The organism is Lentzea sp. NPDC005914, assembly GCF_040629405.1.
GTDB lineage: Bacteria > Actinomycetota > Actinomycetes > Mycobacteriales > Pseudonocardiaceae > Lentzea.
This window is the reverse complement of record NZ_JBEXVQ010000010.1, coordinates 87,536-106,977: the sequence shown is the minus strand read 5'-3', so window position 1 is coordinate 106,977 and position 19,442 is coordinate 87,536. Positions and strand designations below refer to the sequence as shown.

The 19,442-nt window shown below is 68.1% G+C and carries 21 protein-coding genes; 6 read left to right on the top strand and 15 right to left on the bottom strand.

All coding sequences use genetic code 11. The features are described 5' to 3' along the window. Positions 1 to 2 precede the first annotated feature (2 nt). Positions 3 to 1,583, top strand: a complete 1,581-nt coding sequence (locus tag ABZ345_RS16740) for a cation acetate symporter (RefSeq protein ID WP_359848661.1) — start codon at positions 3 to 5, stop codon at positions 1,581 to 1,583. A 90-nt stretch (positions 1,584 to 1,673) separates the two neighbouring features. Here the strand turns inward: ABZ345_RS16740 and ABZ345_RS16735 are convergent, their stop codons facing one another. From ABZ345_RS16735 to queC, 5 genes are read right to left on the bottom strand one after another with little or no spacing between them, the layout of a single operon-like run. Further along, positions 1,674 to 2,453 carry a class I SAM-dependent methyltransferase gene (locus tag ABZ345_RS16735; RefSeq protein ID WP_359848658.1) on the bottom strand — a complete coding sequence of 260 codons (780 nt, stop codon included), beginning with the start codon at positions 2,451 to 2,453 and terminating at the stop codon, positions 1,674 to 1,676. Between the two features lie 4 nt (positions 2,454 to 2,457). After that, the gene (gene folE, locus ABZ345_RS16730; RefSeq protein WP_359848655.1) at positions 2,458 to 3,066 is read right to left on the bottom strand and encodes a GTP cyclohydrolase I; all 609 of its coding nucleotides are present in this window, start codon (positions 3,064 to 3,066) and stop codon (positions 2,458 to 2,460) included. Then, positions 3,063 to 3,551, bottom strand: coding sequence for a 6-carboxytetrahydropterin synthase (locus ABZ345_RS16725; RefSeq protein ID WP_359848652.1), 489 nt, complete (start codon positions 3,549 to 3,551; stop codon positions 3,063 to 3,065). Before ABZ345_RS16725 ends, folE begins: the two co-directional genes overlap by 4 nt. Next, positions 3,548 to 4,183 (bottom strand): 7-carboxy-7-deazaguanine synthase, encoded by a 636-nt coding sequence (gene queE / locus ABZ345_RS16720; protein WP_359848649.1) that lies wholly within the window; start codon positions 4,181 to 4,183, stop codon positions 3,548 to 3,550. Before queE ends, ABZ345_RS16725 begins: the two co-directional genes overlap by 4 nt. Beyond that, on the bottom strand, positions 4,180 to 4,878 hold the full coding sequence (queC, locus tag ABZ345_RS16715; protein WP_359848646.1) for a 7-cyano-7-deazaguanine synthase QueC: 699 nt from the start codon (positions 4,876 to 4,878) through the stop codon (positions 4,180 to 4,182). The genes queE and queC overlap by 4 nt, the downstream gene beginning before the upstream one ends. Before the next feature lie 707 nt (positions 4,879 to 5,585). Here queC and ABZ345_RS16710 point away from each other — a divergent pair. Continuing rightward, complete coding sequence (locus ABZ345_RS16710) at positions 5,586 to 7,622, top strand: MFS transporter (RefSeq protein WP_359848643.1); 2,037 nt, start codon at positions 5,586 to 5,588, stop codon at positions 7,620 to 7,622. Here ABZ345_RS16710 and ABZ345_RS16705 read toward each other — a convergent pair. From ABZ345_RS16705 to ABZ345_RS16695, 3 genes are all read right to left on the bottom strand, one after another. Beyond that, positions 7,553 to 8,119, bottom strand: coding sequence for a DinB family protein (locus ABZ345_RS16705; protein ID WP_359848640.1), 567 nt, complete (start codon positions 8,117 to 8,119; stop codon positions 7,553 to 7,555). The genes ABZ345_RS16710 and ABZ345_RS16705 overlap by 70 nt on opposite strands. Positions 8,120 to 8,129: 10 nt before the next feature. Then, entirely contained in the window at positions 8,130 to 8,849 is a 720-nt protein-coding gene (locus tag ABZ345_RS16700) for a hypothetical protein (RefSeq protein WP_359848637.1), read from the bottom strand. Between the two features lie 63 nt (positions 8,850 to 8,912). Then, on the bottom strand, positions 8,913 to 10,502 hold the full coding sequence (locus ABZ345_RS16695) for a ricin-type beta-trefoil lectin domain protein (RefSeq protein ID WP_359848634.1): 1,590 nt from the start codon (positions 10,500 to 10,502) through the stop codon (positions 8,913 to 8,915). Between the two features lie 201 nt (positions 10,503 to 10,703). Here ABZ345_RS16695 and ABZ345_RS16690 point away from each other — a divergent pair, with 201 nt between their 5' ends. After that, a complete protein-coding gene (locus tag ABZ345_RS16690) occupies positions 10,704 to 11,222 on the top strand; it encodes a DinB family protein (RefSeq protein WP_359848631.1) in 519 nt (172 codons plus the stop codon). Between the two features lie 7 nt (positions 11,223 to 11,229). On the opposite strand, the gene ABZ345_RS16685 is transcribed toward ABZ345_RS16690, so the two are convergent. Then, on the bottom strand, positions 11,230 to 12,804 hold the full coding sequence (locus ABZ345_RS16685; RefSeq protein ID WP_359849076.1) for a sulfatase-like hydrolase/transferase: 1,575 nt from the start codon (positions 12,802 to 12,804) through the stop codon (positions 11,230 to 11,232). 83 nt (positions 12,805 to 12,887) lie between these two features. Here ABZ345_RS16685 and ABZ345_RS16680 point away from each other — a divergent pair, with 83 nt between their 5' ends. After that, entirely contained in the window at positions 12,888 to 13,550 is a 663-nt protein-coding gene (locus ABZ345_RS16680) for a dihydrofolate reductase family protein (RefSeq protein WP_359848628.1), read from the top strand. Here the strand turns inward: ABZ345_RS16680 and ABZ345_RS16675 are convergent. After that, on the bottom strand, positions 13,531 to 13,932 hold the full coding sequence (locus ABZ345_RS16675; protein WP_359848625.1) for a DoxX family protein: 402 nt from the start codon (positions 13,930 to 13,932) through the stop codon (positions 13,531 to 13,533). The two genes, ABZ345_RS16680 and ABZ345_RS16675, sit on opposite strands and share 20 nt — an antisense overlap. Beyond that, positions 13,925 to 14,659: a CDP-alcohol phosphatidyltransferase family protein gene (locus tag ABZ345_RS16670; protein ID WP_359848622.1), complete on the bottom strand. Its 735-nt coding sequence runs from the start codon at positions 14,657 to 14,659 to the stop codon at positions 13,925 to 13,927. Before ABZ345_RS16670 ends, ABZ345_RS16675 begins: the two co-directional genes overlap by 8 nt. Positions 14,660 to 14,700: 41 nt before the next feature. Here ABZ345_RS16670 and ABZ345_RS16665 point away from each other — a divergent pair, with 41 nt between their 5' ends. Together ABZ345_RS16665 and ABZ345_RS16660 are read left to right on the top strand one after the other, a co-directional pair. Then, positions 14,701 to 15,684, top strand: coding sequence for a zinc-binding alcohol dehydrogenase (locus ABZ345_RS16665; RefSeq protein ID WP_359848619.1), 984 nt, complete (start codon positions 14,701 to 14,703; stop codon positions 15,682 to 15,684). Next, complete coding sequence (locus tag ABZ345_RS16660) at positions 15,671 to 16,366, top strand: creatininase family protein (RefSeq protein WP_359848616.1); 696 nt, start codon at positions 15,671 to 15,673, stop codon at positions 16,364 to 16,366. Before ABZ345_RS16665 ends, ABZ345_RS16660 begins: the two co-directional genes overlap by 14 nt. Here ABZ345_RS16660 and ABZ345_RS16655 read toward each other — a convergent pair. Genes ABZ345_RS16655 through ABZ345_RS16640 form a run of 4 tightly spaced genes read right to left on the bottom strand, consistent with a single transcriptional unit; the run spans position 16,277 to position 19,377 of the window. Then, positions 16,277 to 17,245 (bottom strand): lysylphosphatidylglycerol synthase transmembrane domain-containing protein, encoded by a 969-nt coding sequence (locus ABZ345_RS16655; protein ID WP_359848614.1) that lies wholly within the window; start codon positions 17,243 to 17,245, stop codon positions 16,277 to 16,279. The two genes, ABZ345_RS16660 and ABZ345_RS16655, sit on opposite strands and share 90 nt — an antisense overlap. Beyond that, on the bottom strand, positions 17,242 to 18,021 hold the full coding sequence (locus ABZ345_RS16650; protein ID WP_359848611.1) for a class I SAM-dependent methyltransferase: 780 nt from the start codon (positions 18,019 to 18,021) through the stop codon (positions 17,242 to 17,244). The genes ABZ345_RS16655 and ABZ345_RS16650 overlap by 4 nt, the downstream gene beginning before the upstream one ends. After that, positions 18,018 to 18,989, bottom strand: coding sequence for a glycosyltransferase family 4 protein (locus ABZ345_RS16645; protein WP_359848608.1), 972 nt, complete (start codon positions 18,987 to 18,989; stop codon positions 18,018 to 18,020). Before ABZ345_RS16645 ends, ABZ345_RS16650 begins: the two co-directional genes overlap by 4 nt. Continuing rightward, complete coding sequence (locus ABZ345_RS16640) at positions 18,967 to 19,377, bottom strand: 6-carboxytetrahydropterin synthase (RefSeq protein ID WP_112265495.1); 411 nt, start codon at positions 19,375 to 19,377, stop codon at positions 18,967 to 18,969. The genes ABZ345_RS16645 and ABZ345_RS16640 overlap by 23 nt, the downstream gene beginning before the upstream one ends. Positions 19,378 to 19,442 lie beyond the last annotated feature (65 nt).

The window sequence follows — 19,442 nt, the reverse complement described above, 5'->3', positions numbered from 1 at the left end:
GCATGCCCACCACCGGCAACCCGGTGCTGAACCTCAGCGTCTTCGCCGTGTTCGTCCTGATCACCCTCTACATCGTCTACCGCGCCTCGAGCCGGAACGTGACGGCGTCGGACTACTACGCGGCGGGCAGCTCGTTCACCGGCGCCCAGAACGGCGTGGCGCTGTCCGGTGACTTCCTGTCGGCCGCGTCGTTCCTCGGCATCTCCGGCGGCATCGCGGCGCACGGCTACGACGGGTTCCTCTACTCCGTCGGCTGGGTCGTCGCGTGGCTGGTCGGCCTGCTGCTGATCGCCGAGGGCCTGCGCAACACCGGCCGCTTCACCGTCGGCGACGTGCTGGCGTTCCGGATGAAGCAGCGCCCGGTCCGCGCCGCCGCCGCGAACGCGACCCTGGTGATCTCGTTCTTCTACATGATCGCGCAGATGGCGGGCGCGGGCGGCCTGATCGCGTTGCTGCTCAACGTGTCCTCGAAGTGGGGACAGGCGCTGCTGATCGCGGTGGTCGGCATGGTCATGGTGCTCTACGTGCTCGTCGGCGGCATGAAGGGCACCACGTGGGTGCAGATCATCAAGGCCGTCCTGCTGCTGCTCTGCGTGACGCTGATGAGCGTCTTCCTGCTCGGCAAGTTCGGCTTCAGCCTGTCCGCGATCATGCAGCAGGCCACCGAGCACAACAAGCTCGGCGAGGCCGTCCTCGACCCCGGCGCGAAGTACGGCTTCAGCACGATGTCCAAACTGGACTTCGTGTCGCTGGCGCTGTCCCTGGTGCTGGGCATCGCTTCTCTGCCGCACGTGCTGATGCGCTTCTACACCGTGCCGAACGCCTCGGAGGCCCGTCGTTCGGTCGTGTGGGCGACCTGGACGATGGTGATCTTCTACCTGTGCACGCTGGTGATCGGCTTCGGCGCGATGGCCCTGGTGGGCACCGACACCATCGCCGCCGCACCGGGTGGCGAGAACTCCGCCGCGCCACTGCTGGCGTTCCGGATCGGTGGCGCGGTGCTGCTGGGCATCGTGTCCGCTGTCGCGTTCGCCACGATCCTCGCGGTGGTCGCGGGCCTGACCCTGGCTGCCTCGGCCTCGTTCGCCCACGACGTGTACGCGAACGTGATCAAGCGCGGGAACGCCGAGCCGCGCAAGGAGATCCGCGTCGCGCGCCTGACCGCCGTCGTCGTCGGCGTGCTGTCGATCATCGGTGGTATCGCGGCGAACGGCCAGAACGTGGCGTTCCTGGTGTCTTTGGCGCTGGCCCTGGCCGCGTCCGCGAACCTGTCGACGATCCTCTACACGATCTTCTGGCGGCGCTTCAACACCACGGGCACGCTGTGGAGCATCTACGGCGGCCTGGGCTCGTGCCTGCTGCTGATCCTCTCCTCGCCGGTGATGTCCGGCGCGAAGACGTCGATCTTCCCGGACATCGACTTCGCGTGGTTCCCGCTGGGCAACCCCGGCCTGGTGTCGATCCCGTTCTCGTTCCTGTGCGGGTTCCTGGGCACGATCTTCTCGAAGGCCGAGCCGGAGAACGCCGCCAAGGCGGCGGAGATGGAAGTGCGCGCGATCGCGGGAATCGGCACCAGGGCCTGAGTCGCCACCTGGGCGTGAATCGATTCCGACTCGGCCCCCCGCCACGGGGGCCGAGCTCCCCACTCCTATCGTGTCAGACAGGTCTGACACTCACGGGCGGGCGACCAGCACCACGCCCTGATCGCCCACCGCGTGCGGACGGCGGGCGAAATGCCGTCGCAGCGCGGGTTCCACGGCCGTCAGCATCTCGGGCGCGGCCGGGTGGTCCTCGTACCAGAAGTTCACCAGCGTCCTGGCGGCCGCACGCAGCCGCTCCTCCGGATCGGACTCGGGGAAGTGCAGCGCCGCCTCCGTCCGGTACGAGGTGAACCGGCTGAACCCGTTGCGCGCCAGCACCTCCGCCGCCACCGCCAGCAAATACCCCTGATCGTCGGGTGGCTCGCCGGCGACGGGGACGCAGGTCTCGTTCAGCAACGCCACGAGCTCGTTGTCCGGTGCGCCGCCGATGAACACGACCTTGGCCTCGGGGTGCGAGAGGTCGGTCACGCGGGCGATCTCCCGCACGGCGCCTTCGAGATCGGTGACATAGGGCAGGATCCAGTTGGCCAGCACCACGTCGAACATGCCGTCGTCGAACGGCAGGCTCTCCGCGCTGCCCGGCAGGATCTCGATGTCCCCGCCCGTTTCCCGCAGCCGCGTTGCCCGATCTGTGTGAGGTTCGACCGCCGTGCAGCCGCCCAACTGCACGGCGACCGCGCGGGTCAGCTCGCCGGTGCCGCCGCCGACGTCGAGCGCTCGTGAGTTGCCCGACGTCAGCGACCGCACGAGGGCGATCTCCTCGCGGCGCTCAAGACGAGCCACGAAGTCGAGCCAGCCGCGGTTGCTGAGCGCGTGCGGCCCGCGGTATCCGGTGTGCAGCAGATCTGTCATGAGCTCACCTCCTGATGTAGGTCGGCGCCAGGCCCATCACCTGCGTGCGCAACGAGGCGTCCGTGGTGAAGTCGCCGGCCAGGTGCGAGGTCACCATCGCCGCGCCGTGAGCCTCGGCGCCGCGCAACGTCAGGCACGCGTGCTCGGACCGGATCAGGCACGCGGCACCCGACGCCGCCAGGTGACCCATCAGCGCCTCGACCACCTGCTCCCCCAGCCGTTCCTGGACCTGGGGGCGGGCCGCGAACTCCTGGATCACCCTGGCCAGCTTGGACAAACCGACGATCTGACCGCCGGGCGAGGGCAGGTACGCGACGGTGGCCCGGCCCAGGAACGGCAGCACGTGGTGCTCGCACAGCGCCACGAACGGCACGTCGACCGCCGCGATCACGCCCTGGTTCACCGACTCCGGCGGGAACTGCACGCGCAGGTGCCGGGTCGGGTCCAGGCGCAGGCCGCTGGTCAGCTCGGCCAGCGCCCGCACGAACCGCAGCGGTGTCCGTTCGGTCGACGTTGTATCGCAAGGGATGCCGAGCGCGGTGAACATCGCCCGCGCGTGCTCGGCGGCCTCGGCGACACCGGAGTCGGCGCGCGACACCGTGATGACGGTCATGAGGAGTCCTTTCCGGTGGAGCGCCAGGACGCGGAGTTGACGTGCGTCTCGCGCACGGTCACCTCGGCGACGCGGGCGCCGGGCGCGCTCGGCAGGTCGCGCAGGGCGTCCTCGACGACGCGGGCGATGAGCTCGGCGACGGCTTCGACGGTCGGATGGGCGAGCGTGGCGGCGAGCTGCTCGGCACCTTCCGGGTCGGGAGCGCCGAACCGGTAGACCTTGCTCTTGTGCTCGGACAGCACGTCCGCCAACGGATCCGCGGCTCCGAGCATCGCGCCGTGGTCGAGGTTCGTGTCGATCCACTCGCGGACACGGGCCTTCAACGCGCCGAACTCGACGACGGCACCGGCCTGCAGGGCCGGCGCGGACACCTTGGCCTCCATCCACCACGAGTGGCCGTGCAGGTTCACGCACTTGCCGGCCAGGTGTGGCAGCCGGTGCGCCGTCTCGAAGTTGTGCCGCACGGACACCGTGTAGGCGCTCATGCGATCCCCAGGTACTTGTGGGTCTGCACGGACAGGCTCCACTTCGGGTTGCGCTTGCAGTAGTCGATCGCAGCCGCGGTGTTGGCCACCACGTCCGGGCCGTCCATCGGCTGCAGCCGGAACGACTCGAACCGCAGGTGCTCGAACCGTTCGGGTTCGCCGTTGGCCTGGGGGAAGACCAGCTTCAGCTCGTGGCCGCTGGTCGCGACCAGCTCGGAGCCGAGCTTCGGGCTCACGCACAGCCAGTCGATGCCGGGCGGCGGGACCTGCGTGCCGTTGGTCTCCACGGAGATCTCGAAGCCGCGGTCGTGCAACGCGTCGATGGCCGCGATGTCGAGCTGCAGCAGCGGTTCGCCGCCGGTGCAGACCACGAACCGCTCCTCGTCCGAGTCGGCTTCCCACACGTTTGCGACGGCATTCGCCAATTGCTCCGCGGTGGCGAACTTTCCGCCGTTGACGCCGTCGGTGCCGACGAAATCCGTGTCGCAGAATTGACAGACCGCGCGATGCCTGTCCTTTTCCAGACCGGTCCACAGGTTGCAGCGGGAGAATCGGCAGAAGACCGCGGGACGCCCGGCGTGCCGGCCCTCCCCCTGCAACGTGTAGAAGATTTCTTTGACGAAGTACGTCATGCCGGCACTGCCAGGTAGCGCACGGGGTCGGCGATGCCCGCCTCGTGGAATCCCTTCAAACGCAGCACGCACGTGTCGCACGTACCGCACGCGACGCCTTCCGGCGACGGGTCGTAGCAGCTCGACGTGAGCGAGTAGTCGACCCCGAGTTCGAGGCCCTTCCGGACGATCTCGGCCTTGGTCATGTCGATCAACGGCGCGTGCACCCGGATGCGCCCGTCGCCCTCGATGGCGGACTTCGTGGCGAGATTGGCCATCGCCTCGTAGGCGTCGATGTACTCGGGACGACAGTCGGGATAGCCGCTGTAGTCGACCGCGTTGACGCCGGTGAACACGTCCCGCGCGCCCACGACCTCGGCATATGCCAGCGCGAACGACAGGAAGATGGTGTTGCGGCCCGGCACGTAGGTCGGCGGGATCTCGCCGGCCATCTGCTCCTCGTCACGGCCCTTGGGCACGGCGATGTCGTCGGTCAGCGCCGACCCGCCGAAGACCCGCAGGTCGATGTCGGCCACGATGTGCCGCGCCACGCCCGCCTGCTCGGCGACCCGTGTGGCCGCCTCGAGCTCGACGCTGTGCCGCTGGCCGTAGCTGAAGCTCAGCGCGTAAGGGAGAAAGCCTTGCTGCTTCGCGATGGCGAGCACTGTGGCGGAATCGAGTCCGCCACTCAGCAGAACGATTGCAGGCGCGTTCATGTGATCATCACCTTTTCAGGTTCTGTCAATGCAGGGAAATGACGCCCGGACACAGGCGGGGAAAGTCCGATTGGACACAAACGTAGAGCGACGGAATTCCGGACGTCAACACCTGAATTACCGCTGGTGATACACGAGGGTTCGCGTATCAGCCGGAAATGAGCCTGGACCAGCACGCGATGATCACGGCCCGAACGCGGTCGCGCACCCCCGACCAGCCCGAGGACGCCGCGCCCCCGTGCCGTCGGAACGGCGGTGCACTGCGTCGCGGCGGGCCTCGAGTGGGATCAGGAGGAGTTTCTTCTTGCCACCAATGGAGACAGGTGCGTGACGCCAGTTGCGACGGCGCGGCTCCGGGCGCTCCGCGAGCGAGGGTAACCGAGCATCACTTGCTTTCGCACGATGAATGCGGCCGGCACGAATAGTGTGACAATTCGAAACTTCGGTCGCCGATATAGTCCCTGAACCGATATTCGACTTCTCCCACTCTTTGGTCGGCGGATTGACAACATCGGTCGGCTATCGAGATCCTCAGGCCCATGTGCACCGCTGTCGTCCTGGTAGGACGCCTTCACGTGGACCTGCGCCAGCAGGCCAGCGCACTCTGTCACGCTCACTGAGCACCCCCTCTTTCCGCATCAACGCCGGTTTCTGCGCTGCGTCAGAAACGGCGATTTCGGCGTGCCCGAAACAAGGAGAAGACTGCAATGCGATGGCGAAAAACTCTGGCCGGAGCCGCGGTGGCGGTACTCGCGGCCGGCGTGGTGACGGCGAGCGGGGACAACTCCCCGGCTTATGCCGATGTGCAGACGGTCGTGGACAGCAAGACGGCATCGGACGGCAAGCAGTACTGGGTGAAGAACCACCTCACCCAGGAAGCGCAAACGCTGAGTGCCGGCCGCAAGAAGTGGCTTCTCGTCTGGGCTGGAGACGAGAACATCGCCGACACGCTGGTGAAGGACCTCAAGAACCTGCCGGGAAGCCTCACCGGTGGGCTCGGCAAGGTCACCAACGCGGTGCCGGGGCCTGACTTCCTGGCCGTGATCGACGCGACCGAGGGCTCGCCGAGCTACGGCAAGGTCGTGAACACCGCGACCGTCGGGCCGTTGGTCGAGAACGAGCCGCACCACATGCAGTACGTGTGGCACAAGGGCGACACGGTCTACGCGGGCGCGCTGTTCGCGGCAGCCACCTACGCGTTCGACGTGAGCGCGCTCCCGCAGTTGAAGCTCAAGGGAATCAGCCTGCCGACGAACACGCTCGGCGGGTCGGTGCCGGACGCCTACTGGACGTTGAAGGACGGCACGGCGTACGGCACCTACATGGGCGGTCCCGTGGTGCCGGGCCCGTACACCTACGCCAACGGGCAAACGGTGGTGGGCAACGGTTTCGCGGGCTCGCCGGGTGCGCTGCTGCGGTTCGGCAAGAACGGCGAGGTGTTGTCGCAGACGTCCGCCGCGACACCGCAGGGCGACGACGAGAAGCTGTGCCTGAACCTGCCGCGACTCGGTGCGCCGTCGTGCGCGAACCCGCACGGCATCCAGGCCCGCGAGGACCTGAACATCCTCGTGACCTCCGACTACGCCGAGCCTCGCAACATCATCCTCGACCCGGTCAAGGCGCCCTCGCCCTACCTGCGCCGCCCGACGGTCCGCACGTGGGACATCTCCGACCGCAACGCCCCGAAACTCAAGGCCGTGAGCTACCTGCAGAACGGGCCGCGCGCTGATCCCGCCGACCCGCTGCACCAGGAGAGCCGCGCGGTCATGGAGACGACCGTGACGAACCTGCCCGGCCACAAGGGTGCGTTCGCCCAGACCCCGCACCTGCTGCTCGCGATCTCCGCGGCGGCGGGTGCGGCGTTCACGCTGGTGCTCGGGCTCACCGTGGACGGGCTCGGCAGCGCGATCCCCCTGCGGTTCCTCACCGGCGTGGCGCTGGCCGGCGTCTACCCGGTGGGCATGAAGCTGATGGCGTCCTGGTCGGAGACGAGGAACCGCGGCCGGGCGCTGGGCGTGCTCATCGGCGCGTTGACGCTCGGCTCCGCACTCCCCCACGTCTTCGGGCAGCTGCCGTGGCGCGAAGTGCTCGTGACCGCCGCCGTGATCGCGTTCCTCGGCGCCGTCACCGCACTCGCGTTCGTCCGGCCGGGCCCGTTCCTGACCGCCACGACCGCCCAGCTCAACCCGCGCTACGCCCTGCAGATGTTCCGCGAACGCAAGCCGCGGCTCGTGAACCTCGGCTACTTCGGGCACATGTGGGAGCTGTACGCGCTGTGGACGTGGCTGCCGACGTTCCTGCTGAGCAGCAGCGAACCGGTGGGGCTCACCGTGTTCCTCACGATGGGCGTCGCGGGGTTCGCCGGCTGCCTCGCGGGCGGCTGGGCGGCGGACCGGTTCGGCCGCGCGCCCGCCGCCGTCGGCGCGCTCACGGTGAGCGGACTCTGCTGCCTGCTCTCGCCGCTGGCCTGGGGCACGCCGCTGCTGATCGCGTTCTGCGCGGTGTGGGGCGCGTCGGTGATCGCCGACTCCGGGGTGTTCTCCGCGTCGTTGAGCGAGGTCGCCGACCCGCGCTACGTCGGGACGGCGCTCACCGCGCTGACGGCCATCGGGTTCGGCCTGACGGTGGTCAGCATCCAGCTCGTGCCGCTGCTGGCCGAGCTCGTGACCTGGCGCTACGCGTTCCTGCTGCTGGTGCCGGGCCCGGTGGTCGGCGCGCTCGCCATGCTCAGGACCAGGTCGTAGAAGCCCTCGGGGTTGTCCGCGCCGGACCGGCCGTCGATCAACTCCCGCACGATGTCGCAGTGGCCGGCGTGCTGCGCGGTCTCGGCCACGACGCGGACGAGCAGGTGCCCGAACGTGGTCTGGCGCTTGTGCTCCGGCCACCACTCCACTGACGCAGGCGCGTCCAGCGGCAGCGACGCGATCGACTCGTCGGTGTGCTTCCACGACGCGCGATACAGGTCGACGACGTACTCGCGGCTCTCGGACGGCTTGGCCCACATGTCGCCGTTCTCCCAGACCGACTTGTCCTCGACCCACGGCAGCAGCGGCCCGGGACGGCCCACGCTGTCGCCGAGGTAACCGAACTCGATTCCGATCAGGTGCTTCACCAGGCCGAGCAGGTTGGTGCCGCTGGGCACGAGCGGGCGGCGCACGTCGTACTCACTCAGTCCGTCCAAAGAGGACACGATCGAGTTGCGTGAATCTTGCAGGTATCGCTGGAGATCCTCGGCAATCATGCCTCCGACACTAGCGCCCGCGCACGACGACCTCCGCCGGTTTCGCGACGGTCTCGGCCGCTGGTCGCAACACGTCCGGCGCGGTGCCCCATTGGCTGTACGAAGCGATGCGGTGTTCCTGCTGCCGGTCCGCGGAAGGCCCGGTGCGCTCGGCCTTCACCACGCGGTCATCGTCATCCACCTCGACGACGAGCCGCACGTCGCCGTTCACGTAGCTGCCGGAGTGCGGCACCCCGCCCGCGCTGAACACGTACCGGTCGCCCGTGTGCTCGATCAGCCGCAACGTGTCGCGGTCGAGGTCGCCGAACACGCTGCCGGGGTGGTAGTCGTTCTCGTTGAGGGACAGGTTCGTCAGGTAGTTCCACGTCCAGCTCGCGCCCTGCGTTTCCAGCACCGCGAACGTCTTGCCGGGCGGCAACGTCAGTTCGTCGTGCTGCAGGTAGGTGTCGTTGCCGAGGACCACCGCGCGGTAGTCCGTGACGCCGTACCGGTACTCGGTGTGCGCGGTGACGTCCCGCTGTTCTATGGCACCGCCGCCGAGGTTGACGTGCTGAACGCCCGCGAACGTGCGCCGCCACGGATCGTTGCCCTCGGCCTTGATCTCGACGTTGAACCGCACGGACTTCTGCCTGCGGATGACGTCGAGCCACTGGTCGAGCAGTGTTTTCGGGTCGGCGGGTGCGGACGAGCAGGCGGTCAGGACCAGCAGTAACGACAGCACGAGACGCATGCGACGAGTCTGGCAAAACCTGCCTGTCGCACGGGCCGGAATGAAAAGGTCGGCGTTGCGGGGCTAACGGCTCCACTTCTGGTTGCTCTGTCCGGTGCAGGTCCACACGATCAGCCGCGTGTTGTTCCCCGTTCCCGCACCGGACGCGTCCAGGCACAGCCCCGACTGCACGCCGACGATCGTGCCGTCGGAGTTGAACCGCCACTGCTGGTTCGCGGCGCCGTGGCACGACCAGGAGACCACCTTCGAGCCCGGTGACGTGCCTGCCGCGTCGAGGCAACGGTCGCCGAACACCCGCACCTCACCGTTCGGCCACGACGTCCACAGCTGGTTGGCCGCGCCGTGGCAGTCGTAGAGGATCACCTCGGCGCCGGGTGCGGTGGACGGTCCCGACACGTCCATGCAGCGACCGGATCCGGTGCCGCGCAAGGAGAACGTGCTCGACGGGATCGGCGTGCCACCGCTGACCTTGAACACCGCCACACCGTGCGCGGGCACGTCAGCCGCCAACGAGCTCACGGCAGCCCCGGTCCACTGGTCGACGATCGTGAATCCGCCACCGGACAACCCGATCTCGCTGGTCGACGCGCTCAACGTCGCGGAAGCGTTGCCGCGGTTGAACAACCCGACCGCGACCGACCCGTCCGCCAGCGGCTTGACGTAGACGTTGTCCCGCACCCTGCGCCCGCCCGCGCCCAGCGGGTCCTGGTCGATCGCGATCAACCGGGAGTTCCGCAACAACGCGCTGATGTCCGGCGACATCGAGCGGATGTCGTTGCCCGCCATCAACGGCGCCGCCATCAACGCCCACAGCGCGAAGTGCGACCGCGACTCGGTCAGCGTCAGCCCCGGACGTCCGGCCACCAGCATGTCGGGGTCGTTGAAGTGCCCCGGACCCGTTTGCGCGGCAAGGGGTGCGTTGACGTCGACCGCGTTGACCACGCCCATCGGGTAGCTGTTGGCGTTGCCGTTCTGCCAGATGTCGAGCACGTCCTCGGTCGTGCGCCAGAGGTCGGCGACCTGACCCCAGTGGTAGTCGTCACCGGTCGTCGCGTGGTAGCTGTTCGGGTTGATGCTGTAGACGATCGGCCTTCCGGTGGCGCGCAACGCGTCCCGCATCAACGAGAACCGCGTGACCTGCTCATCGCGGCTGCCCTCCGGCGAGCACCAGTCGTACTTCAGGTAGTCGACGCCCCAGGAGGCGAACGTCCGCGCGTCCTGCGCCTCGTGGCCCGCGCTGCCGGTCGAGCCGGGGTAGGCGTTGCCGCGCTGGGCGCACGTGCGGCCCGTCGGCACCTGGTAGATGCCGAACTTGAGGCCCCGCGCGTGCAGGTAGTCGCCCATGGCCTTCATGCCGCTGGGGAACCTCTCCGGGCTGCCCCGCAGTGCACCGGACGCGTCCCGTGCCGGGTCGAACCAGCAGTCGTCGATCACGACGTACTCGTAGCCGGCGTCCCGCATGCCCGACGACACCATCGCGTCGGCGGTCTCGCGGATCTTCGACTCGCTGATGTCGCAGCCGAACGTGTTCCACGAGTTCCAGCCCAGCGGTGGCGTGGGCGCGGGCTCGTCCGCGGTGGGTGCCACGAGCAACGAGGCGAGCAGCGCGGCCACGACCAGCATCGGTTCCTCCAAGAAGCGAAGATTCTTCACCTTAGCCACCCGGACACGTCGCGGAAATGCCTGGACCAGACCGATCGAACACCCCTTTCGACTGAGTGACGCAGAGTGAGGCACAGGTCAGGCTCAAATGGCTCAAGTTTCGCTTGAACGGCCGTTCGTCTAGGACACAAGCTGACCTCAAGTGGTCATACAGTCCTTCGTGTCGGGACAAACGAGCGAAGGACAAGAGCGATGACCACCACCGAGACCCTCACCGGCGAGCGCGCGGACCTCCTCGAGACCCTGCGGCAGCACCGCTGGTTCCTCACGTTCACCGCCCAGGGACTCACCGACGAGCAGGCCGCCTCCAGCCCGACGGTCAGCGCGCTGTCGATCGGCGGCCTCATCAAGCACGTCGCGTCGGTCGAGGAGAACTGGGTCAAGTTCATCGAGCACGGCACCGAGGCCATGGCGACCGGCCAGGACTCGACGGACTACGAGAACCACGAGGCCAACTTCCGCATGGCGCCGGGCGAGACGCTCGAGAGCATCATCGCGCGCTACAACGAGGTCGCGGCCCACACCGACAAGGTGATCGAGACGGTCGACATGGACCTCTCGCACCCGCTGCCGGCCGCACCGTGGTTCCCCGAGGGCAAGACGTGGTCGGCGCGGCGCGTGTTCGTGCACATCGTGGCCGAGACCTCGCAGCACGCGGGCCACGCCGACATCATCCGCGAGACGATCGACGGCCAGAAGACGATGGGCTGAAAGCTCCTCAGAGCTTCGGCGGCGAGAAGGTCGAGAGGAACTGGTCCCGGAAGTCGCTCATCTTCGACACCGGGGCCGACCCTCCCGGCCTGATGCCGTCGTCCCACTTCCAGGCCTCGACCTTCGACAGCACAGCCGGGTCCTTGGCGACGATGGTGATCGGCACGTCCCGCGACGCTCCCTCGCCGGTCACCATCTGCGCCGGCTGGTGGTCGCCGAGGAACACGAGGACGAGGTTCTCGTCGCCGTAGCGCTCGACGTAGGAGACGACGGACTCCAGCGAGTACGAGATCGAGTGCCCGTAGTCGGCGCGCACGGCGGCGGGGTCGCGGCCGAAGATGGACTCCGGCGGGTCGTTCGAGGCGGGCATCTGGCGGTAGATCGAGCCGTCGCCGAGCTCGTCCCAGCCCACGGAGTCCGGCGTCGGCGACCACGGCGCGTGCGAGGACACCAGCGGGATCGCCGCCATCACCGGGCCGTCCTGCTTCGCGCGCTCGTTGCGTTGGAACGACTCCAAGGTGAACTGGTCCGGCGTCGTCGCGTACCCGAACCGCGGGCCGGTGTAGCCGAGGTCCTGCGCGGCGTAGACCTTGTCGTAGTGGAAGAAGTCGCCTTCCGGCCACGCCTGGGTGATGCCGGGGACCACGCCCACCGAACGCCACGAGGCCTCGCGGAACGCCCGCGGCAGCGTCAGCCGGTCCGATGCCACGAGGTTGCGGTAGCGCTGCTGGTTGTCGATCCACAGCCCGGACAGCAGCGTCGCCTGCGCCATCCAGCTGCCACCGCCGGCCGTCGGCGAGGTCAGGAACGCGGACTTGGCCGTGTAGCCGGCCGCCTTCAGCCGTGAATTGCCGTCGGCGAGCTTCGCGGACACGTCGGGAAGCTCGAGTGCCGACTTGCCGTAGCTCTCCACGAACGAGATGACGACGTCCTTGCCCTGCAACGAGGACAGCAGCCCGGGGTGTCCGCGGTACGCGTCGACGGACGCCTCCGCGGCGAACACCTCCTGGTCGTGCAGCCCGACCTGAACCCGTCGCGCGTGATCCACCACGGAGGTGGCGGCAGCGTCCGAGTAGACCGGAATCCCGGGCACGGCAAGCGAAACACACGCGACGGCGACGAGAGCCACGGCGCGGATCGCCACCGGACGCCGCCCGGCGGCGACCGTGCTGACCCGCATCACCGAAACCGAGGCCAGGAACACGATCCCGCCGACCAGTGCCACCGCGGCCACCACGGCCAGGACGGAGGCGAGCCGGCCGAACGTCACGTCCACGAAGTCGAGGGCGGGCACCAGCAACGGCCAGTCGAGGACCAGGTCGAACGGCCGGTACAGCACCACGTCGAACCCGATGTCCATGATCTTGACGACCGTGAACAGCCCCAGCGCGACACCACCGAGAATGGCGAACGGCTTGCGGAACCGGTCCGGCATCAGCACCAGCACCAGCACGCCCACGAGGCCTTCGAGCGGCACCCGCAGGAACGCCTCCGGTGTGAACTTGTCCAGGTCGCTCGGTGCGATGAGCACGAACAACACGAACAGCGCCGCCAAGAGCGTGGCCGTCCGACGCAGCAACATCCTCACCGAGAATCCCCTTTCCTGACCTATGAGGTAAACGCGGCGCGACCCGCCACCGGTTCAACTGCACTACGATCTGGTCCGTGACCCGCCCGCACGTTCTGCTGAGCGTCGCCGTCAGCCTCGACGGCCACATCGACGACCGCGGTACCGAGAGGTTCCCGCTTTCCAACGCCGAGGACTTCGATCACGTCGACCGGATGCGCGCGGAGTCGGACGCGATTCTGGCCGGGGCCGAGACGTTGCGACGCGACAACGCGCGCCTGCTCGTCTACAGCGACGAGCGGCGCGCGCAGAGAATAGCGGACGGCAAACCGGAGTACCCGCTGCGGGTCGTCGTGACCAGGAAAGGGCAACTGGACCCTGAGCTGCGGTTTTGGCACTGCGGAGGCGCGCGGCTGGTCTACACCAAGAGCCGCACGACCACGGTGGACGATCTCGCCGAAACCAAAACCTTCAGCGATTTCTCAGAAATTCTGGACGATTTGGGCGCACGCGGTGTGAGAAGGCTCATGGTCGAAGGAGGCACGAGCATTCACACGGCGTTCCTCGAAGCGGGACTCGCGGACGAGATCAGGATCGCGGTCGCGCCGATGCTGATCGGACAGGCGACGGCCCCTCGTTTCGTGAATCCCGCCGAATTCCCCGGTGGACCGGCACGCCGATTCCACCTGGAGGAAGTCGCGAAAGTCGGGGACGTCGCGGTTCTCCGCTACTTCCCGAAAGTCACTTCTTCACCATCTTGAGCAGGCCGAAGATCTGTTCGCGGCGGTAGACCGCGATGATCAGCGCCCACACGATGAAGATGATCGGCAGCATCGCGGCCTTGAAGCCGCCGTTGGTCACCAGGAAGAGCTCGGTCAGCGCCGCGCCGCCCATGATGCCCGCGAGAGCCAGCGCCGCGATGCCGCAGACGCGCGGGATGACCAGGCCGATCGCGGCGGCGATCTCCAGGACACCGGTGAGGTAGCGGAACCACTGACCGAAGCCGATGTCGTCGAACTTGGCGACGAACTGGTCGGTGAACAGCGCGTAGCCGTTCATCACGAACTGCACGGCGAGCACGATCTGCAGGATCCAGACGACGATGTTGCCGACCTTGGACGCGGTTGTGGTCTGCTCAGACATGCCGGGATCCTCCCACCGACACACTGGCGTGACGCCACAGCCACAGCACGTCGCGGCCGAACGACCACATCAGCGACGCGAGCGCGACACCGACGAGAACGGCTGCGAACGGGAGAAGCCCCGACGCCGCCACGACCAGGAAGATGCCCTGCACCGCGGCCACGACCTTGCGCGAGTAGCTGCCCGGCAGCGGCGCGTTCATCCAGCGCAAGCGCCACGACGCGGCCACGAACACGTACCGCATGAGCCCGATCGCGAGCACCCACGGCCCCATCTGCACGGCCACGTACGCGCTCAGCACCAGGATCAGGAACGCGTCGACCTCCATGTCGAACCGCGCACCGAGCGCCGTCGACGTGCCGGTGCGGCGAGCGACCTGACCGTCCACCCAGTCGAGTGACAGCGCGACCGCCGCCAGCGTCACGACCAGCGCCACCGGAACGTCCTGACCAGCGCGGTCGGCCACCAGAGCGGTCACAGCGCCGACCATCAGGCCGCGGGCCAGCGTGACCCGGTCAGCGGGGCCGAGAGACGCCGTGCGGTGGCGTTGCATGCCGTAGCCGAGGAACGCCCACGTGGCGAACCCGTAGGCGAGGCCGGCGGCCCAGCCCAGCGGACCGAGGCCTGTCGTGGCACCGACCACACCCAGCAGGAGTACCTGAGCGGCCGCCCACGCGGCAGGCTCTCGTACGACAGCAGATGTCCTGGTGTGCTGAAGTGTGATCATCAGGTGCCCCTAGTGGACTTCGTGCGGCGGAGGTGTTGTGAGTGACACGTACGGCGAGTGCCTTTTGGCTCAATAAATCCGGAGAAGGAGAGGTACGGCAGGTCACACTGGCCGGACCGGGACCGGGTGACGTCGAGGTGCGCACGCTGTTCTCCGGGGTCAGCCGCGGCACGGAGACCCTCGTCTTCCGCGGTGGCGTGCCCGAGAACCAGTACGCGGTGATGAGGGCTCCTTTCCAGGAGGGCGACTTCCCGTGGCCGGTCAAGTACGGGTACCTCAACGTGGGCGTTGTTGAACACGGGCCCGAACAACTGCTCGGGCGCACGGTGTTCTGCCTCTATCCACATCAGACTCGTTACGTCGTCCCGGAAGCCTCCGTGACGGTCGTGCCGGACGCGGTTCCGGCGGCGAGGGCGGTCCTCGCGGGCACCGTCGAGACCGCGGTGAACGCCGTGTGGGACGCGCGTCCGCTGATCGGCGACCGGATCGCGGTGGTCGGCGGCGGCATGGTCGGGTCGAGCATCGCGGCCGTGCTGGCCACGTTCCCCGGCGCGCGCGTCCAGCTCGTGGACGCCGATCCCGCACGTGAGTCGATCGCTCGGGCCCTGGGCATCGGTTTCGCCTTGCCGGACAACGCTCTCGACGGCTGCGACCTCGTCTTCCACGCCAGCGCAACGGAACCGGGCCTCACCACCGCGCTGAACCTGCTCGCGCCGGAAGGCCGCGTGATCGAGCTGAGCTGGTACGGCGACCGGAAGATCTCCGTGCCGCTGGGCGAGTTCTTCCACTCCCGTAGGCTGACCATCCGCAGCAGCCAGGTCGGCACGGTCGGCCGCCCGGACCGCTCCTACGCCGAACGCATGGCGCTCGCGCTGGATCTGCTGGCCGAAGACCGGTTCGACGCGCTCATCACCGGCCACAGCGCCTTCGAGGAGCTCCCGGACGTGATGCCGAAGCTGGCCGACGGGGAGATTCCGGCGCTGTGCCACCGGATTGACTACGGTCAGCAGCATGTTTCCGAGTGACACCACGGTCGACGTCCGCGACCAGCGCGTGGCCGTGCTCCCGGTCGGCAGCACCGAGCAGCACGGCCCGCACCTGCCGCTGGCCACGGACTCCGTGATCGCGTGGACGATCGCGTCGGAGATCTCCCAGGCACATGGGGTCCGGCTGCTGCCGCCGATCCAGTTCTCGTGCTCGCAGGAACACGCCGACTGGCCGGGCACCGTCAGCATCTCCGCGCGCACGTTGATCTCAGTCATCAACGACATCGCGGACTCTTTGCGGCGCAACGGGGTCGAGCACCTGGTGCTGGTGAACGGCCACGGCGGCAACTACGTGCTGTCGAACATCGTGCAGGAAGGCGAAACCCTCGCACTGTTCCCCGGCAGGGACGACTGGGCGTTCGCCAGGGAGAAGGCCGGCATCGAGACCTCGGCGTACAGCGACATGCACGCGGGTGAGCTGGAGACCTCGATCCTGCTGCACGCCCACCCCGATCTGATCCGGCCCGGTTACGAGACTTCTGACCACCTGGCGGAGGACCGGCGGCACATGCTCACCCTGGGTCTGGCGCCGTACACGGACTCCGGCGTCATCGGGCGGCCCTCGCTCGCCTCAGCGCGCAAGGGCGAGCTCCTGCTCGCGGGTCTGACCGAGTCCTTCAGCCACTACCTCGACCTTTTCGGAGGTCTTGGCACGGCGTGAGAGGAACAGCACGACCGCGCCGGGCAGTGCCGCGATCAACGCGAGCACGCCGTAGACGATGCCCGTGGTGAAGCCGTGCTGGGCGCCCAGTCCGGCGGCACCGAACGCCACGGCGAGGAACGCCTCGCGCGGCCCGAACCCGCCGATGTTGACCGGGATGGCCATGATCAGCAGCGCCAGCACCACGACCGGCGTGAGCTGCGCGAGCGTGGCGTCCGACCCGGCGGCGCGGGCGGCGACCACGAACATCGCCACGTACCCGGCGACCGTGGCGGCCGACAGCCCGAGCACCGCGGGCCAGGTCTTCAGCGAGAGCAGCCGGATGCCGTCCGCGAGGGTGTTGACCAGTGCTTTCCGCACCGGCTTGATGTGCCAGCCGACGGCGACGAGAGCCACGAGGGCCGCGAGGACGATCCCGGCCGTGGTGCCGTTCAGCGCGAGGTCGAGGCCGGGCGCGGGGTGCGTGAACAGCACCACGAGCCCGATCCCGATGAGCACCATCTGACCTGCGAAGCGCTCGAAGAACACGGCGCGCACGCCACGTCCGACGTCACCGGACTCACGCCCGTGGTTGACCGCGCGGTGCACGTCGCCGAGCACGCCCGCAGGCAGTACGGCGTTGACCAGCAGCGCCCGGTAGTAGTCGCTGACCGCGGTGCGCAGGGACAGCGACAGGCCGAGGCGGCGCGCGATGAGCACCCAGCGACCGGCGCTGAGCAACGTCGTCACGAACCCGATCGCCAGCGCGGCGGTGACGGAGAACGCGTCGATCGCGCGCAGTCCGTCCAAGAACGCTCCCGTGCCCAGGCGCAAGCCCAGTCCCACGAGGATCGCCACCGCCAGCAGCAAGCGGAGCCACGGCCAAAAACGCTTCATCATGCAGCTCCCGGTATCGCCAGCAGGTCGACGTGGTGGACGACTGCCGTGGCCTCTGACCTGCGGCGCAGGTAGTCAGATGCCTCGGCGGCCAGTGCGGGTTCCTGCTCGACCGCCGCGCCCACCCACCCCTTGAGCCATTCCCTCAGCAGCGCGTCGGAACTCATGCGCCAGGGGCTCGAAGCCGTTCGAACCGAAGCGCCCGCTGCCACGAATGCTTGTTCAGCAGCGGCCGGGGCGTCCGGTCCGAGGAGCCTGCGCCCGTCCACGACGCGGCGCTGGTGAGCGTTGAACGCGTCGGAGAAGGCGGCGTCGAGCGGCTCGGCCGGGTCCAGTTCGATCCGGCCTGCCACCGAGAGCGTGAACAGTGCGGGCACATGTGCTTCTACGCAAGCAGCGGCCAGAGCGTTCATCTCATCGGCGGTCAAGAGGTCGAGCAGCGCGGAGCACGTGATCAGGTCAGCGCCCGCGATGTCAGCGGCCGTCAGGGACGTGAGGTCGCCCTGACGAGTCTCGACGGTGACGTTCTTCAGCTCGCTCATGCTGGCCTCCGCCAGCCCGAGCAGCCGGGGGTCGCGGTCGTGCAGCACCCAGTGCTGTACGCCGCCGAGCCTGCCGGCGAGCCATCGTCCCATCGATCCCGTGCCACACCCCAGGTCACGGATCGTCAGCCGGTTTCGGTTCACCAGTGTTTCGCGGACCACATCCACGAGCTCGGCCGACCGAGCCTCGGCGTCCGCGATCTCGCGCAGTGCCAGCCATTCCGGAGCGAAGGTCATGGCCGCAGACTAGCCAGCACCCTCCGCAGGTCCTCTGTGGATTCGTCCCAAGTGGACAGAAGTGCGCGTCGCGTCAGTGCTCGCGCCCGCAGTTCGGCACGAAATTCCTGATCTTGAAACCAACGCGTTAGTGCAGCTAAGAATGCATTTTCGTCGCCTGCTGGAATGAGCAGCCCGCCGTCTCCCAGCGCGTCGGGAACCGAGCTCGCGATCACCGGCAATCCGCGTGCAAGCGCCTCGGTGACGACCATCCCGTACGTCTCGTTGCGCGACGCCAGCACGAACAGGTCGGCGGCGTCATAAGCCCTGGTCAGAGCATCGCCGGTGAGCGGTCCGGGGAAGCTGACGCGATCGTCTTCCGGCAACTGGCCGACGAACGGCCGAATCGGCCCCGCGCACACGAGCCGCCACTCGTAGTCGATCTTCTGCAACGCCCTGATCAGCAGGTCGTGACCCTTGCGCGGTGTGATCGAGGCAACGCACAGCAGCTCGCTGACCCCGTCCGTTCCCACCGCCCTCGGCGCCGGATCGGTACCGGGAACCACCACGTGGACAGCCTCGAGCCCGTGCCTGCTCCTGATGTTGCGCGCGGCCGTGGGACTGGTCGCGATGACCGCGCTCGCAGCCCTCAGGACCTGGCGTTCCTTCTCGTTCAGTGCCTCGGCCGTGACGGGGTCGAGCCCGGTCTCGTCCGCCAGCGGCAGGTGCACCAGGACAGCCAGCTTCAGCCGTTGCGCGTGCGGTACGACGACCTCCGGCACACCACAGCTGACCAGGCCGTCGAGCAGCACGACCTCGCCGTCCGGGAAGCCCGCAAGCGTTTGCTCCAACGCCGTGACATCGGACGGACACGGCCAGTCACCAGCGACGGTCACCCGGTCGAGGTCTCCCCCGACCCTGAGGTCGTAGACGTTCCCGCCGCTGGGACTGCCCGGATCGTCTACATCAGCCGGCAGTACGAAGTGCACGTTCGTAGCCGGCCCACGCCACGTGGGACTCGTGAAGTGTGACGGCGATCGCATCGATGCCGTGAGCACCCTCACCCAGAGCGCCCTCGGAGATCCTCTCCGCTAGCTGGTCCGCGATGTGCTTCGCGAGCCACTCCGTGGACGTGTTGATGCCCGCGAACTGCGGTTCCTCGTCCAGATTGCGGTAGTTGAACGCCGCCAGAACCTTGTTCAGCTCCTGCGTGGCGAGTCCGATGTCGACAACGATGTTGTCCGAATCCAGCTCAGCACGTTTGAACGTAGCGTCCACCAGGAACGTTGCTCCATGGAGACGTTGTGCCGGACCGAAGACCTCGCCGCGGAAACTGTGGGCGATCATCACGTGATCGCGGACGGTGATGCTGAACAGGATGACCTCCGCTGTGCGGTCGGGTTACGGTGCGATCTCGCATCCGAGCGTAGTTGAACGTTCGG

Excerpts from the sequence above, each read along its gene's own strand:
- ABZ345_RS16740 (WP_359848661.1), top strand. The coding sequence starts at position 3 with ATGCCCACCACCGGCAACCCGGTGCTGAACCTCAGCGTCTTCGCCGTG.
- ABZ345_RS16735 (WP_359848658.1), bottom strand. The coding sequence starts at position 2,453 with ATGACAGATCTGCTGCACACCGGATACCGCGGGCCGCACGCGCTCAGC.
- folE (WP_359848655.1), bottom strand. The coding sequence starts at position 3,066 with ATGACCGTCATCACGGTGTCGCGCGCCGACTCCGGTGTCGCCGAGGCC.
- ABZ345_RS16725 (WP_359848652.1), bottom strand. The coding sequence starts at position 3,551 with ATGAGCGCCTACACGGTGTCCGTGCGGCACAACTTCGAGACGGCGCAC.
- queE (WP_359848649.1), bottom strand. The coding sequence starts at position 4,183 with ATGACGTACTTCGTCAAAGAAATCTTCTACACGTTGCAGGGGGAGGGC.
- queC (WP_359848646.1), bottom strand. The coding sequence starts at position 4,878 with ATGAACGCGCCTGCAATCGTTCTGCTGAGTGGCGGACTCGATTCCGCC.
- ABZ345_RS16710 (WP_359848643.1), top strand. The coding sequence starts at position 5,586 with ATGCGATGGCGAAAAACTCTGGCCGGAGCCGCGGTGGCGGTACTCGCG.
- ABZ345_RS16705 (WP_359848640.1), bottom strand. The coding sequence starts at position 8,119 with ATGATTGCCGAGGATCTCCAGCGATACCTGCAAGATTCACGCAACTCG.
- ABZ345_RS16700 (WP_359848637.1), bottom strand. The coding sequence starts at position 8,849 with ATGCGTCTCGTGCTGTCGTTACTGCTGGTCCTGACCGCCTGCTCGTCC.
- ABZ345_RS16690 (WP_359848631.1), top strand. The coding sequence starts at position 10,704 with ATGACCACCACCGAGACCCTCACCGGCGAGCGCGCGGACCTCCTCGAG.
- ABZ345_RS16685 (WP_359849076.1), bottom strand. The coding sequence starts at position 12,804 with ATGTTGCTGCGTCGGACGGCCACGCTCTTGGCGGCGCTGTTCGTGTTG.
- ABZ345_RS16675 (WP_359848625.1), bottom strand. The coding sequence starts at position 13,932 with ATGTCTGAGCAGACCACAACCGCGTCCAAGGTCGGCAACATCGTCGTC.
- ABZ345_RS16670 (WP_359848622.1), bottom strand. The coding sequence starts at position 14,659 with ATGATCACACTTCAGCACACCAGGACATCTGCTGTCGTACGAGAGCCT.
- ABZ345_RS16660 (WP_359848616.1), top strand. The coding sequence starts at position 15,671 with ATGTTTCCGAGTGACACCACGGTCGACGTCCGCGACCAGCGCGTGGCC.
- ABZ345_RS16655 (WP_359848614.1), bottom strand. The coding sequence starts at position 17,245 with ATGATGAAGCGTTTTTGGCCGTGGCTCCGCTTGCTGCTGGCGGTGGCG.
- ABZ345_RS16650 (WP_359848611.1), bottom strand. The coding sequence starts at position 18,021 with ATGACCTTCGCTCCGGAATGGCTGGCACTGCGCGAGATCGCGGACGCC.